The sequence below is a fragment of the Legionella sainthelensi genome (genome assembly GCF_900637685.1).
Classification (GTDB): Bacteria; Pseudomonadota; Gammaproteobacteria; order Legionellales; family Legionellaceae; genus Legionella; species Legionella sainthelensi.
Genome location: NZ_LR134388.1, coordinates 3,176,235 through 3,190,330, shown reverse-complemented (window position 1 = coordinate 3,190,330; position 14,096 = coordinate 3,176,235). Strand labels below are relative to the sequence as shown.

Below are 14,096 nucleotides of genomic sequence, written 5' to 3'. Positions count from 1 at the left end.
ATTTCTTTTTCAAACCTCATGCATTAGCAAATAATATCTACATTCTGCCAGTCAGAGCTGTACAGTTTTGAGTTTGCCCTATCTTATTTTTCCAAAACATAATTTCCTGGTGCATCCATTAATGGTGTTACTGGTAATTGTTCAAAATCAGGGGCGGCTATGAATTTTCCTGAATGTGATTTTAACCATTTTAACCATTCAGGCCACCAAGAGCCTGGGTATTCTGTTGCTTGCTGCAACCATTGATCGGCACTGGCAGGTGAATGATTATTCACCTTATAGCCGTATTTTTTTGCTTCAGGTGCATTAATAATTCCTGCTATATGTCCTGACCCTCCTAAAACAAAACGTTTAGGACCTTTCATGAGTTGAAAACCTATATAGGTCGTTTTCCATGGGGCTATATGATCTTTTTCGGTTGAGAGGAAAAAAGTGGGTATATCAATGCGAGTAACATCAATTGGTGTATGATTAAGATGAATTTTACCTGGTTTTGACAAATAATTATGCAAGTACATCCATCTCAAGTATTGTGAGTGCATCGTTGCTGGCATATTCGTAGAATCTGAATTCCAATATAATATATCGAAGGGAACTGGATTTTTGCCACGCAAATAATTCTTAATAAAAAATGACCAAATTAAATCATTGGCGCGAAGTGAATTAAAGCTCGATGCCATAAATTTTCCAGCAAGATAGCCCTTAGATTTCATTTCGTCTTCCAGTTTTATAATTTGTTGTTCATCGATAAATACTGAAATGTCACCAGGATCACTGAAATCAATCATCGACGCTAAAAAAGTTGCGCTGTGAATCGAATTATCTTGGCATGCTTTATGGTAAGCCAGAAGCATGGAAAGAAGCGTTCCCCCAATGCAAAATCCCATAGTATTGACTTGATTAACATGCAGCTGTTTTTGGATGATCTTAATTGCGGTATTTGGGCCTTCGTTTAAATAATCATATAAGCTTTTATGCGAGAAGTTTGCATCAGGATTAACCCAAGAAATCATGAATACAGTAATCCCTTGTTTTACTAACCAACGCACTAGAGAATTATGAGGGCTTAAATCCAGGATGTAATATTTGTTAATCCAAGGAGGAATGATGAGAAGAGGTATTGATTTGACTTTAGTGGATTGCGGTGTGTATTGAATCAGCTCCATCATGTTGTTGCGAAAAATAACTTTTCCTGGTGTTATCGCGAGATTTTCACCAAGTTTAAAGGCCTCCATATCAGTCATTTTAATCATTAGTCGTGAGGAACCAACCTCCAGATCTGATAGTAAGTTATGTAATCCCCGCAATAAATTTTTACCACGGCTTTTTAAGGTTTCATCCATAATTTGTGGATTGGTGTGAAGAAAATTTGCGGGAGACAACGCATCTAAATATTGCCTGGTAAAAAATTGCAGACGTTTTGCGGTATTTTTATCTGGGTACTCCACTGTTTCAAATAAATTATTCATGTGCTGACTGGCTAAAAGATAATGCTGGATCATCATGTTAAAAAAAGGATTGTTTAACCAGTCTTCTTCTCTAAAGCGAGGATCATCAATAGGCATCGGTTTTCCTTCTAACCAATGTTCTAATTGGATTTGCGCTAAATTGAACGCATCTTGCCAGTACTCAAGCTGCATTTTCCAGATTTTTTCTGGATTTTTTAAAAGAATAGTCATCACATTTTGAAAGTGTTCTGTTAATTCAATGTATTGATTGATGATAATGGAGAGCTGTAAGGGAGTTTTTTGTATGTCTGAAATGATTTGCAAACTTTTTTCAGCTATTGCTTTAAGTAATTCACTAAGTTCCGTGTCGTGGATCATCCTAACTCCTGAGGACAAATGTTTGGTGTCTATTTTGGTTTGTTTATTCTTATTGATCAAGAGTATAATATTTGAGTCTAAAAAATTTTCCCTAAAAATGGAAATAAATTTTTAATGTTGAAGCTATTGGTACTCTTTTTATGAATTATAAATTACCAATCTCTAATTGTTCCCGCATGCCAGAAATAACCGCTTTCCTTTTTCTTATGGACTAGATTATAAATTTCTTGTGCTGCTTCTGATGGGGATTTTGGTGCATTGTCTTTTCCCATATCCGTTCTGACCCATCCCGGATCAAAACTAGAGATAATGTTTTTGGGCAATCTTTTCGTCAAAAGTACCGTATACATATTTAAACATGATTTTGACATTTTGTAGTGTGGTTGATAGGCAGAATCATTTGAACTAAATGTTCCCCAACCAGAGGATATATTAATGATTTGCGCATCCGTATTTAGCTTGGGGATGCATTTTTCGGTTAATTCAATTGTTCCAAATACATTCACGGCAAAAGTTTCTTTTAATTGATCCATATTGATTTTTTCTTGGTTCCAATCGTCGAGAAGTACAGCGGCATTATTAATTAATACATCAATTTTTGGTGCTTTTTCTGCGAAATGGTTAATTTGTTGTGAGCTTTTTAAATCGAGGCTGTAACTTTTTAGGTTTTTATTTTTTAAAGGGGTTGTGCCATGAGTTGAGGTTCCAATAACATGCCAACCATGGGCTAAAAAAATTCGAGCTGTTTCTAACCCTATTCCTCGACTGATGCCGGTAATTACGAGGGTCTTATCCATTATAACTCCCTATACACGAATTTTGATTCTGCGCCTGTCCCAAGAAGCTTGTCCGTCTTTTTGAATCACAGGTAACATAGCGCGGCCCACGAAGCTCTATACCTCGTTGCAAGTTCGTTCGGCTCTGTCATGCACTTGAGCAAACTCTTGCACCTCACTAGACTTGCGCCTTATTTAAAATTTTGTGGATGACGTTAGATGTTGTAACACTCCATGGAGTTAGTTCATAGCAGTTTTGTTTGATGCATCAATGTTTAAAATGACGAACTCCAGTAAAGACCATAATGACCCCATGTTCTTCAGCACAAGCAATCACCTGAGCATCTCTGATTGAGCCGCCTGGTTGAATAATGGCAGAGATACCTGCCTTTGCAGCGATTTCAACTGTATCAGGAAAAGGTATAAATGCATCGGAGGCCATTACTGCGCCATGAGTATCAAATCCCATTTGGGTTGCTTGCCAAAGACCAATACGGGCACTCATTATTCGACTCGTTTGGCCTCCTCCTAAGCCAATAGTTGCAGTGTCTTTGGCATAAACAATCGCATTGGATTTCACATGTTTGGCAGTAAGCCATGCAAACATTAGGTCATTCATTTGTTGTTCGGAGGGCATTTTTGGCGTTACAGTTTTTAATTCATAACTTCCTAAAGCCAAAGAGTCATGTTCTTGTACCAGTAAACCACCATCTACTTTTTTCATATTTAAACTAAAAGCATTATCCGGTTGCCATCTTCCTGTTATTAAAACACGAATATTCTCTTTGTTGGCGAAAGTTTTTTTGGCTTCATCACTTATCTCTGGAGCAATAACTACCTCTACAAATTGTTTTTCAAGGATTGCTTTTGCTGTGTCACCATCTATTGTTTGATTAAACGCAATAATGCCACCATAAGCGGATGCCGGATCACATTGATACGCTTTAAGATATGCATTAATGAGCTTGTCACCTAATGCAACGCCACAAGGATTGGCATGTTTTATAATGGCACAAACTGGTTTATCGTGAGCAAATGATTTAACGCAATCCAAAGCAGCATCGGCATCCAAAATATTATTGTAGGATAGTTGCTTGCCTTGAATAAGTTGCGCGCCCCCTAGAGAACCAGATGCGGCATTTTTATCCCCATAAAAAACGGCTTGTTGATGTGGATTTTCTCCATAACGTAGATCAGTAATTTTATTGAATTGGCAGGTAAGCACTTCTGGAAACCCAGAGGGAGTATATCGTTCATCTAAAGTAGTTAGATAATTAGCGATTGCTGCATCATAAGCTGCTGTATGTGCAAAAGCTTTTTTAGCTAAGGTAAATCCCCAATCCAAAGGCACTTTCTTAGAATTTATGTAACCAATAAGTTCTGTATAGTCTTCTGGTTTTACTAAGACAAAAGTGTGTGCATGATTTTTTGCTGCAGAGCGAATCATGGCTGGGCCCCCAATATCAATATTTTCAATCGCCGCATTGAAATTACAATCAGGACGGCTAATAGTTTGTTCAAATGGATATAAATTAATTATGAGTAAATCAATAGATTTAATGGAATGTTCTTGTAATATTTTCTCATCTTTATTTTTGCGAGCAAGTAATCCTGCATGTATTGCAGGGTGTAAGGTTTTAACTCGACCGTCAAGCATTTCTGGAAAGCCTGTGCATTCACTGACATCAGTTACCGGCAATTGGTGTTCTTTAAGTAAGGCAGAAGTATTACCTGTTGCAATAAGTTCTACTCCATGTTGGTGAAGGACTTTGCCAAGTTCAACTATTCCTCTCTTATCAGAAACGCTAAGCAAAGCTCTTTTAGGTTTAAAAGTAGAAAATTTTTGTTCTGCGATCATTGGTAGTTACCTTTTTACTTGTAGGGTATGTTTCCATTTCGATTCTTCCGGATAAAATGGGATAGCAAAAGGGAAACTTATCCTAGTACTGCGTTAAAAATCATATTACTTTCGTACAAAAGCTAATAATGACCATCCATTAAGCTTTTCTTGATGTAAAAGAGTAAACATGGAATCATAGGTCTTTATGATTTCAAATACTTGTTCTTCGAGTATTCCTGATACAATAAGCATTCCTTCGTTCTTTAAAAGATGATGAAAGCGCTCTTTCAAGTTGAGAAGTGGTGCTAACAAAATATTGGCCATGATCAAATCTACTGGATGCTGTAATGCATCAGGGAAACTCACTAATAATCGGTGCTCTTCTAATTGATTCGTTAAGGCATTATTATTGGTGGCTTGCAACGCTTGTGGATCAATATCAACAGCATGTACTTCTTTTGCGCCTAATTTTAATGCAGCCAAAGAAAGAATTCCTGAGCCACAGCCATAATCAATAATCGACTTATTGCTCAAGTTTGCTTGCTCAAGCCAGGTTAAACACAAGGCCGTGGTAGGATGAGTTCCTGTACCAAAAGCTAAACCTGGATCGAGCATCAAATTAACTGCATTTGGTTCTGGCGGAGTTGACCAAGTAGGACAGATCCATAAACGTTGCCCATAACGTTGTGGTTTAAAATCATCCATCCATGCTCTTTCCCAATCTCTGTCCTCCAAAATTTCTAAGGTACATGCTAATGAAGGATAAGTTTGGGTCAACTGATCGCGAGTATATTGAGCTTGAAATGCTTCTGCGAATAGGGCATGAATAATGACCTCAGGCCATAAAGGAGTGGTTCCTGGTTCTGGCTCAAGAACAGGATTGTCATTTTTATCCGTAAGCATAATGGATAATGCGCCAAAATTTTCTAACTGATCACTCAGTTGTTCAATTTCCTGACTAGGACAATGTTCTACTTTTAATTGAAACCACATAGTAATTAGCCCTTAAGCATTTTTTCCAAATAGTGAATATTTGTGCCACCAGCAATGAAAGATTGATCATGAAAAATGCGTTGATGTAATTCGATATTTGTTTTTATACCATCGATGATAATTTCATCTAGAGCATTGCGCATTCTTGCAATTGCCTCAGCACGGGTGTTTCCATAACTAATGAGTTTACCGATCATCGAGTCATAATTTGGGGGTACTTTATAACTGCTGTAAATATGGGAATCAAAACGAATGCCTGGACCACCTGGTTGATGTAATAATTTTATTGTTCCTGGTGAAGGCATAAATGTTTTTGCATCTTCTGCATTAATTCTACATTCAATTGCATGGCCGCGTAATTGAATATCTTCTTGAGTCAGTGTAAAAGGTTGATCACTTGCAATTTTGATTTGTTCTTTAATCAAATCAATCCCTGTGATCATTTCAGTTACTGGATGCTCAACCTGGATTCGAGTATTCATTTCGATAAAGTAAAAACAGCCATCCTGATATAAGAATTCAAAGGTTCCTGCACCACGATATTTCAAATCCTGGCACGCCTTAACTACAGAAGCACCAATTTTTTCTCTAAGCTCAGGACTAATTCCTGGGGCAGGGGCTTCTTCTACTACTTTTTGATGACGTCTTTGCATCGAGCAGTCGCGCTCACCAAGATGAATTGCGTTACCCTTTCCGTCTCCTAAAACTTGAAATTCTACATGACGAGGATTTTCGAGAAATTTTTCCATATAAACGACAGGATTATTAAATGCGGCTTTAGCTTCGCTACGTGTGAGTGCGATCGCATTGAGCAGATGAGACTCACTATGTACCACACGCATACCACGTCCACCACCACCTCCTGCTGCTTTAATAATAACAGGATAGCCAACTTTTCGACCTATTTCTAAATTTTTACCATCATCATCAGTTAAAGGACCATCTGATCCAGGAACACAAGGAACTCCTGCGGCTTTCATGGCATTAATCGCAGAGACTTTATCTCCCATAAGGCGAATTGTTTCACCTCTTGGACCAATGAAACGGAACCCGCTTTTTTCTACTATGTCTGCGAAATCAGCGTTTTCTGAAAGGAAACCATATCCAGGATGAATAGCTACAGCATCGGTAATTTCAGCAGCAGAAATAATAGCTGGAATATTCAGATAGCTTTTTTGTGCTGGAGCAGGACCTATGCAAACTGTTTCATCAGCGAGACGAACATGTAATAAATCTTTATCTACGTCTGAATGTACGGCTACGGTCTGAATGCCAAGCTCTTTACATGCACGCAAGATGCGAAGAGCAATTTCACCTCTGTTGGCAATAACAATTTTACTGAGCATGGATGCATCCTCATTCTATAATAAATAGAACCTGGTCGTATTCTACAGGTTCTCCATTACCGACTAATATGTCTACGACTTTACCGGCACGATCCGCTTCAATTTCATTGAACATTTTCATTGCTTCAACGATACATAAAACATCACCAGCCTTGACTGTTTGGCCAACGGTGACAAAAGGAGGGCTTTCTGGTGAGGGTGATGTATACATAGTCCCTACCATGGGTGAATGAATTTGATGGCCAGAAGCAATGGGTGCGGCTGGCTTACTCTCTTGGGGTGTACTTCCTGCAGTAGAATTAGAAGTAGATCCTGCAGGAATTGATATTGTTTGTGGTACTGGAGGGGGGGCATAATGAATCTGGGGATGCTCTACAACAGGAATACTGCTGTGACGACTTAGTCTAAGTGATTCTTCACCTTCTTTAATTTCAATTTCTGAAATGCCGGTTTCTTCCAGCAATTCAATTAATTTTCTGATTTTACGAATGTCCATTATTTGCTTCTCTTTCAATAATTGAGGTTAATGCTAACGAATACCCTTGTACACCTAAACCACTGATAATACCCATAGCTATATCAGAAAAATAAGAGTGGTGACGAAAAGTTTCGCGGGAATAAATATTACTGATATGTACTTCAATAAACGGAATTGCAACAGCACTCAATGCATCCCTTAAGACGATACTGGTATGAGTAAATCCTGCGGGATTGAAAATTATATAATCGATTTTATTGGTACTTGCCTGATGAATTGATTGAATTAAATCTGCTTCAGAATTACTTTGATAACATTGCAGCGCAAACCCTGCTTCAGTTGATTCTTTAGTTAAACGAGTATTGATATATTCTAGTGATGTACTCCCATAAATCGAAGGCTCTCGTGATCCCAAGAGATTTAAATTTGGTCCATGTAACACCAGAATTTTTTTCATGTTTTAGTCTGTATTAATAATTTTGGCAGATTTTGCCTGATCTCTGTAATGTTGTCTATATATCTCCGAGGATATCTACATGTTCTCTGCTATTTTTATATTTCATATCATAATACCCAGAGAAAAGTTGCTTGCTTTATGGCATTAACCTAGACTTGATTGAAACAAAGCAGTGCTTTTCAAAGATTTCAAAACGGAAAAAACGCAAAGGATTTTTAATGCAGGAAATGTTCAAACAACGGTTAGACGTACCTAAAGTACAACCAGAAATTTATTTTGTCATTTTCATGATGATGATATTGGTACAAATCTCCATAGATCAATATGTTCCATCATTACCTGCAATTACAAAATATTTTCATAGCTCCGAATCATCAATTCAATACACCCTCTTTCTATTTTTGTTTGGACTAGGAAGTTCCCATCTATTTTTTGGGCCCTTATCTGATAAAATTGGTCGTAGACTTCCTCTTATTTATGGAATAGGTATAAGTATCTTAGGTAGTTTGTGTTGTTTCTTTGCACCATCGGTTACGATTTTAACTTTAGGACGTTTTTTACAAGGATTTGGTATAGGTTCTTGTAGTTCAGTAGGCCGTTCTTTAATGAGTGATCTTTTTAAAGATCGCTATTTATCAAAAATCAGTTCTTATGTTGGGGTAGTAAGTACCGTATTACTGGTTGCATCACCAATCTGGGGGGGATTTATACAGGAACATTTTGGGTGGAGAGCTAATTTTTTATTTATCTTTATCGTCGGATTGTCATTTTGGATTTTTATTTTACTGGCGTTACCAGAAACAAATAAAAACCTTAATCCCAATGCAACAAAAATAAAAGTTCTATATGAAAATTATTATAGCTTGTTAAGATCTAAAGTTTTCCTCGGATATACACTTTGTGCCTGTTTTGCTTGTTCGGGGTTAGTTGCCTATATTACTATCGCGCCGTTTTTATTCCAGAATGTATTGGGATTAACTCCCTTGGAGTATGGACAATTGTCACTCTTTATAGCTGGGGCGATTTGTCTTAGTGGTATTATTAACAGTCAGTTAATTATGACCAAGGATGTATCTTTCATGTTGTTTCTTGGTGTGTTGCTAATGATTGGTGGTGGTTTGTTCATGTTTGTCTTTGCATTATTAGGCATAATGCATGTGTTAACTATTATGATTCCGATTGCTTTATTTAGTATGGGAGCTGGTTTTACTTTCATTAACGCATTTGCAGGAGTATTCCAACCTTTCCCTCAAATTGCAGGAACAGTTGCTGCATTATACGTGAGTATGCAAGATTTTACCGCTGCATTAACGAGTGGCATGATTGCAATGACTCAGGTGCAGGGGCAACTGCCGTTATCCATTGCATTATTTGTTCTAGGCCTAAGTGCCCTAGCTGCCTGGTATTATCAACAAGCATGAAATAATAATTTCAAAAAATCTAAAATTATGCTAGTTTGGATGGGTTTTAGATTTGTCAGTTGTATTTTGTAGGTGTAACTCCCTGTTGAATTCACTCAAGCTTTATAACTTGCTTTTAAGGATATATTGAATTCAGCAGAACATGAGTTGCTTCAATATCTTCAATTAAGTTGCAAAAAGGAGTGGATTTCAATGCATCATAATTACTATTTATCTCCATTAGCTGTTGCTCTGGCCCTAGGAATGGTATCTCCTGCGAAAGCTGCAGACCCTATACTTTTACAAAACGCATCTTTTTCGGAAGTAAAGCAAAAATTTGCTTTATCAACTCAAGGCGTTGCTGTTACTAAAGATAGCTTGAGCTTCGTGAGTGAGCATACTGATCGAAATAAGGTAACTCATGTCCGTATGCAACAAAAATATGTAGGATTTCCAGTTTATGGTGGTTATGCAATCATGCATAGCATGAATACAGCAAAGTCATTAGCCGCTACTAATCAGTCCACAGTTGAGATGAATGGTGTTGTTTATCAAGGATTACAAACTGAATTAGGTCAACCAGATGCTTCTTTTGTGCAAAATGCAGATAAAGCATTACAACAATTCAAAGCCAAATATACTCATCAAAATGTAGGTGATGAAAAAGTCATTCCTATGGTATATATCGATAAAGATAATCAAGCACACTGGGCTTACAAGGTAAGTATTCGTGTTAATCATCTAGATAAAGCTCCAGAACGCCCAACAGCAATTATTGATGCTCGGACTAAGCAGCCTTTTGTACAGTGGAATGATATTAAAACAGAGAGAGTGTCTGTAAAAGGTTCTGGTTTCGGAGGAAATAAGAAAATGGGTTATTACGAGTTCGGTAAGGACTTTCCTTATTTGGATCTAACTCGTGATGCAAACAATGCTACATGCTACATGGAAAATGAATCTGTAAAAGTCATTGATATGAAACACAAATACAGCTCAGTCAAAGCCGCGATGTCGTTTGCTTGTTCAACAACTGACTCTGATATTTACCCCACCGGGTATCGTGAAGATAATGGAGCACTTTCTCCATCCAATGATGCCTTATATGCAGGTTATGTAATCAAACATATGTATACTGACTGGTATGGGGTAAATGTTCTTTCTAATTCTAATGGATCTCCAATGCAATTAGTCATGCGCGTTCACTATGGTGACGGTTATGAAAATGCTTATTGGGATGGAGAGCAAATGACTTTTGGTTGTGGTGACAGGATGATGTATCCTTTGGTTTCTCTCGGCGTTGGTGCTCATGAAATTAGCCATGGATTTACAGAGCAGCATTCAGGTCTCGAATATTACGGCCAATCTGGTGGAATGAATGAGTCTTTTTCTGATATGGCAGCCCAAGCTGCTGAACATTACTCAGTGGGTAAGAGTAGCTGGCAAATTGGCGGTGAAATAATGAAAGAAAGTAGTGGCTATGATGCTTTGCGTTATATGGATAAACCAAGTCGTGACGGTGAGTCTATTGATACCGCAGATGAATATTATAGTGGTCTAGACGTTCATTATTCGAGCGGTGTATACAACCATTTATTTTACATATTAGCAAACCAACCTAATTGGGATACCCGTAAGGCTTTTGATGTTATGGTTAAAGCGAATATGGACTATTGGACACCTTATTCAAGTTTTGATGAAGGTGGTTGTGGTGTATTAAGCGCAGCTAAAGATTTAGGCTTTTCTTTAAATGATGTGAAAAGCTCATTGCAAGCCGTTGCTATCAATTACAGCAAGTGTCATTAATTTGTATTCATAAAATCGGTCAGAAGTTGGCTTACAACTTCTGGCTGCTCCATGTGGATATGGTGCCCGCCATCTATTCTTTTAAGAGTTAAGTTTCTTACAGTCTTGATGCGATTTTGAGTAATTTCAGCGTCAAAAGAAAACCCTTGATTTGCTATAAGTAAATAAGTCTTAGCTGTAATCTCTTTTAAACAAGAAAGAATTTGCATTTCTGTCATGCGTAAAGGGGAGCGTGCCAGTAAACGCTGATCATGTCGCCAGTAAAATTTGCCTCGTTTTTCTACTAAACTTCGTTCACAAAGAGTTTTTGCGATATCTAGGGAAACATATCCCTTAAAAGCACGTGCCAGGGCAGCGTTCTCTAAGTGCTCATAACCTTTGGATTTTTTTTCATTTTTTTGTGTGAGAAAATGGGCATATTCTCTTAATTGTTGACATGCTGTTTCCCCTGGATGAGAAAATGGTCCTAAGCCTTCAATGAGTATTAGTGAAAGGAAGCGTTCGGGAATAACTCCTCCAAGCAAGCTGGCTAGGCATGCCCCCATAGAATGTCCTAATAGATGGACTCTATCGATTTTTAGGGCATTAAGAATTTCAATAATAATAAAAATTCCATCAAAAAAATGATAATGACATCCTTGAGGTAGATGTGATGAATGACCATGTCCAGGCAAATCGACTGCAATAAGATAAAAGTCATTCTCAAGATATGGGGCTATAGGAATAAAACTGTTAGCATTATCTAACCAGCCGTGTAGAGCTAAGATAGTTGGCTTTTCGGGATGCCCCCAAGTTTTGCAAGCTATCGAAAAGCCTGGAATCTTAAGATTTAGTTTGTCCATATCATTTAATATTTATATATTTTATTAAGTAGTTGTTATTATATCCCTACTGAGAGCAGTAGAGCTATAATTCATTACATGGCCTAGAGATTTGTAGCACATTGATTAGCGATTTTTTCCATATGAATTGAAGAGTTCATTTTAAAACAGTTAAGATAAGGCTGTGTGGGAATTTTATATTGATTAGTAATTATGCTAAGTAAAAAACCTGAATAGGTAGCGCATGCAACAAGATAAACGTAGTATCTCATTAATAACTTATAATATTCACAAAGGATTTGGGGTGGGTGCCATTCGTTTTTTGCTTCCTAAAATGCGTGATGCAATAACGAGTCTAAATCCTGATTTTGTTTTTTTGCAAGAAGTTCAGGGAGAGCATATAAAACGACAAAAACGGATTAATGCATGGCCTGCTTCCCCACAATCGGAGTACATAGCTGAAAACATATGGCCTCATTATGTTTATGCGAAAAATGCAGTATATCAATCCGGACATCATGGGAATGCGATTTTAAGCAAGTATGCTTTTGAACGATTTGAGAATATAAATCTTACCCATATCCGTAGAGCCTCAAGAGGTATATTACATGCGCAATTAAAGTTGGATAATGTAACGATTCATTTATTATGTGTGCACTTAGGTTTATTTAAAGCTGAGCGTACTGTGCAATGTAATACTTTAATGCAACGAATTAAGGATGTTGTTCCCCAAGATGAACCTTTATTGATGGCTGGTGATTTCAATGATTGGCGAACTATTATTTCCAAGCCTCTGGCAGAGCACTTAAATATTGAGGAGGCATTTGTTTCTATTGAAGGACAACATGCACGTTCTTTTCCTGCAATTAGGCCGGCCTTGCGCATTGATCGAGTTTATTTTAGAGGTATGAAAGTGCAAGCGGTTGCTTGTTTACAAGGTAAACCATGGCGAATGCTGTCCGATCATTTGCCACTTTATGCTCGTTTTGAATTGAAGTAGTTTAAAATCACAAGAGTTCGATATAAAAAGGAATGAAATGTTCTTTAGGGTGAGTGGTCATTAATGAACCTAATGTTAGTCGTGTTGGACGACTACTCAACTTCTTTCTGGCTCGATTAGAAGCCTTTTTAAAACAGCAGGATCGTATGCATTAAATTAACTAGTGATGCGTACTAAGTCTAGCTCAATTCAGCAATTATTGTCGTGCTTCGTCTAAACGCATAGTATTTAAAAAACGAACTATCCGCTTTCGCGAAGAGTAGCGAGTATTAGGGGGTATGAAGTCGCTATTATTTAAACGAATACCCCCAAAAAAAGAGCAGAGGTAACGAGTTATTCCATCCCGATATTATATTCACCCATACAAGCCAAACTATTCAGACGAGCGCGATTGAGTAATGCTTCTTGTGCTGTAGCAATATTGACATTTTTGCCACCCCAGGCAGATAAGCAATCCTCTTGTAACGCTCTGCCAAAGGAAAAACTAAGCAACCAAGGTTGATGATCAATGCTGTTGATTGCATTTAAATTCGCTGTAGCTTGTTGGGGTGTTTGACCACCTGATAAGAAATTAATTGTAGGTACTGCAGCGGGAACATTATTACGGAATACACCAATCGTGTAATCAGCAACTTCATCAGGTTCACTAAAGGGTTGATTTTCTTTACCGCAGGTTACCATACTTGGTTTTAAGATAATATGCTCTAGCTCAACCTGATGGATAAACAAGGCATGAAATAGTTCATGGAGCACAATTTCGCATACTTCTGCGCAGTGCTCTATACTGTGATTTCCATCCATAAGTACTTCAGGCTCAACAATGGGAACTATGCCTGCTTCTTGACACGCAGCAGCATAGCGTGCCAGATTTTCTGCGCCTGTTTTTACTGCAGTTAAACTTGGTGTATATTCAGAAATAGAATAAACATTACGCCATTTAGCAAATTTTGCCCCTAGTTTTTTAAAATGTTGTAAACGTTCTGCTAAGCCATCTAAGCCTTGGGTTACTTTTTCCTGTTCCGTATTGGCTAAGTCAACTAACCCTTTGTCTACCTTAATTCCAGGAACGATGCCTTTATCAGCAAATAATTTAACAATTGGAGTTCCATGCTCATCCGTCTGGTTAAAAGTTTCTTCAAATAGAATAACACCATTGATATAATTTTCTAACTCAGGTGTGGTGGCAAGTAATAATCTATAATCTCTGCGATTTTCTTCAGTGTTTTCAATTCCTATTGAGGAAAAACGTTTACCTATAGTTGCATTACTTTCATCGGCAGCTAAAATTCCTTTGCCTGCCTGAAGCATTTGTTCCATAGTGTTGGATAATTCTTCATAACTCATAATTTGCTCCTG

12 protein-coding genes are annotated in these 14,096 nt (G+C 37.6%); 3 read left to right on the top strand and 9 right to left on the bottom strand.

Translation table 11 applies throughout. From position 1 onward, the window contains the following. Positions 1–83: 83 nt before the first annotated feature. The 7 genes from EL220_RS14040 to aroQ all read right to left on the bottom strand — a co-directional run bounded on the left by EL220_RS14040 (position 84) and on the right by aroQ (position 7,716). On the bottom strand, positions 84–1,826 hold the full coding sequence (locus EL220_RS14040; RefSeq protein ID WP_027269644.1) for a PHA/PHB synthase family protein: 1,743 nt from the start codon (positions 1,824–1,826) through the stop codon (positions 84–86). A gap of 152 nt (positions 1,827–1,978) precedes the next feature. Next, entirely contained in the window at positions 1,979–2,623 is a 645-nt protein-coding gene (locus EL220_RS14035) for an SDR family NAD(P)-dependent oxidoreductase (RefSeq protein ID WP_027269645.1), read from the bottom strand. Positions 2,624–2,870: 247 nt separating this feature from the next. Then, positions 2,871–4,460 carry a bifunctional phosphoribosylaminoimidazolecarboxamide formyltransferase/IMP cyclohydrolase gene (purH, locus tag EL220_RS14030; protein ID WP_027269646.1) on the bottom strand — a complete coding sequence of 530 codons (1,590 nt, stop codon included), beginning with the start codon at positions 4,458–4,460 and terminating at the stop codon, positions 2,871–2,873. Between the two features lie 105 nt (positions 4,461–4,565). Then, positions 4,566–5,435 carry a 50S ribosomal protein L11 methyltransferase gene (gene prmA, locus EL220_RS14025; RefSeq protein WP_027269647.1) on the bottom strand — a complete coding sequence of 290 codons (870 nt, stop codon included), beginning with the start codon at positions 5,433–5,435 and terminating at the stop codon, positions 4,566–4,568. A gap of 5 nt (positions 5,436–5,440) precedes the next feature. Beyond that, on the bottom strand, positions 5,441–6,781 hold the full coding sequence (accC, locus tag EL220_RS14020; protein ID WP_027269648.1) for an acetyl-CoA carboxylase biotin carboxylase subunit: 1,341 nt from the start codon (positions 6,779–6,781) through the stop codon (positions 5,441–5,443). A gap of 10 nt (positions 6,782–6,791) precedes the next feature. Then, positions 6,792–7,277 (bottom strand): acetyl-CoA carboxylase biotin carboxyl carrier protein, encoded by a 486-nt coding sequence (gene accB, locus EL220_RS14015; protein WP_027269649.1) that lies wholly within the window; start codon positions 7,275–7,277, stop codon positions 6,792–6,794. Next, complete coding sequence (aroQ, locus tag EL220_RS14010; RefSeq protein ID WP_027269650.1) at positions 7,264–7,716, bottom strand: type II 3-dehydroquinate dehydratase; 453 nt, start codon at positions 7,714–7,716, stop codon at positions 7,264–7,266. Before aroQ ends, accB begins: the two co-directional genes overlap by 14 nt. Positions 7,717–7,934: 218 nt before the next feature. Between aroQ and EL220_RS14005 the strand changes: the two genes are divergently transcribed. Further along, entirely contained in the window at positions 7,935–9,137 is a 1,203-nt protein-coding gene (locus tag EL220_RS14005; RefSeq protein WP_027269651.1) for a multidrug effflux MFS transporter, read from the top strand. A gap of 192 nt (positions 9,138–9,329) precedes the next feature. Then, a complete protein-coding gene (gene proA / locus EL220_RS14000; protein ID WP_027269652.1) occupies positions 9,330–10,919 on the top strand; it encodes a zinc metalloprotease ProA in 1,590 nt (529 codons plus the stop codon). On the opposite strand, the gene EL220_RS13995 is transcribed toward proA, so the two are convergent. After that, positions 10,916–11,761, bottom strand: coding sequence for an alpha/beta fold hydrolase (locus EL220_RS13995; protein ID WP_027269653.1), 846 nt, complete (start codon positions 11,759–11,761; stop codon positions 10,916–10,918). The genes proA and EL220_RS13995 overlap by 4 nt on opposite strands. A 223-nt stretch (positions 11,762–11,984) precedes the next feature. On the opposite strand from EL220_RS13995, the gene EL220_RS13990 reads away from it, so the two are divergent. Then, positions 11,985–12,740, top strand: coding sequence for an endonuclease/exonuclease/phosphatase family protein (locus EL220_RS13990; RefSeq protein WP_027269654.1), 756 nt, complete (start codon positions 11,985–11,987; stop codon positions 12,738–12,740). Between the two features lie 333 nt (positions 12,741–13,073). On the opposite strand, the gene EL220_RS13985 is transcribed toward EL220_RS13990, so the two are convergent. Then, on the bottom strand, positions 13,074–14,084 hold the full coding sequence (locus EL220_RS13985) for a class I fructose-bisphosphate aldolase (RefSeq protein WP_027269655.1): 1,011 nt from the start codon (positions 14,082–14,084) through the stop codon (positions 13,074–13,076). Between the last annotated feature and the right edge of the window lie 12 nt (positions 14,085–14,096).

Excerpts from the sequence above, each read along its gene's own strand:
- EL220_RS14040 (WP_027269644.1), bottom strand. The coding sequence starts at position 1,826 with ATGATCCACGACACGGAACTTAGTGAATTACTTAAAGCAATAGCTGAA.
- EL220_RS14035 (WP_027269645.1), bottom strand. The coding sequence starts at position 2,623 with ATGGATAAGACCCTCGTAATTACCGGCATCAGTCGAGGAATAGGGTTA.
- purH (WP_027269646.1), bottom strand. The coding sequence starts at position 4,460 with ATGATCGCAGAACAAAAATTTTCTACTTTTAAACCTAAAAGAGCTTTG.
- prmA (WP_027269647.1), bottom strand. The coding sequence starts at position 5,435 with ATGTGGTTTCAATTAAAAGTAGAACATTGTCCTAGTCAGGAAATTGAA.
- accC (WP_027269648.1), bottom strand. The coding sequence starts at position 6,781 with ATGCTCAGTAAAATTGTTATTGCCAACAGAGGTGAAATTGCTCTTCGC.
- accB (WP_027269649.1), bottom strand. The coding sequence starts at position 7,277 with ATGGACATTCGTAAAATCAGAAAATTAATTGAATTGCTGGAAGAAACC.
- aroQ (WP_027269650.1), bottom strand. The coding sequence starts at position 7,716 with ATGAAAAAAATTCTGGTGTTACATGGACCAAATTTAAATCTCTTGGGA.
- EL220_RS14005 (WP_027269651.1), top strand. The coding sequence starts at position 7,935 with ATGCAGGAAATGTTCAAACAACGGTTAGACGTACCTAAAGTACAACCA.
- proA (WP_027269652.1), top strand. The coding sequence starts at position 9,330 with ATGCATCATAATTACTATTTATCTCCATTAGCTGTTGCTCTGGCCCTA.
- EL220_RS13995 (WP_027269653.1), bottom strand. The coding sequence starts at position 11,761 with ATGGACAAACTAAATCTTAAGATTCCAGGCTTTTCGATAGCTTGCAAA.
- EL220_RS13990 (WP_027269654.1), top strand. The coding sequence starts at position 11,985 with ATGCAACAAGATAAACGTAGTATCTCATTAATAACTTATAATATTCAC.
- EL220_RS13985 (WP_027269655.1), bottom strand. The coding sequence starts at position 14,084 with ATGAGTTATGAAGAATTATCCAACACTATGGAACAAATGCTTCAGGCA.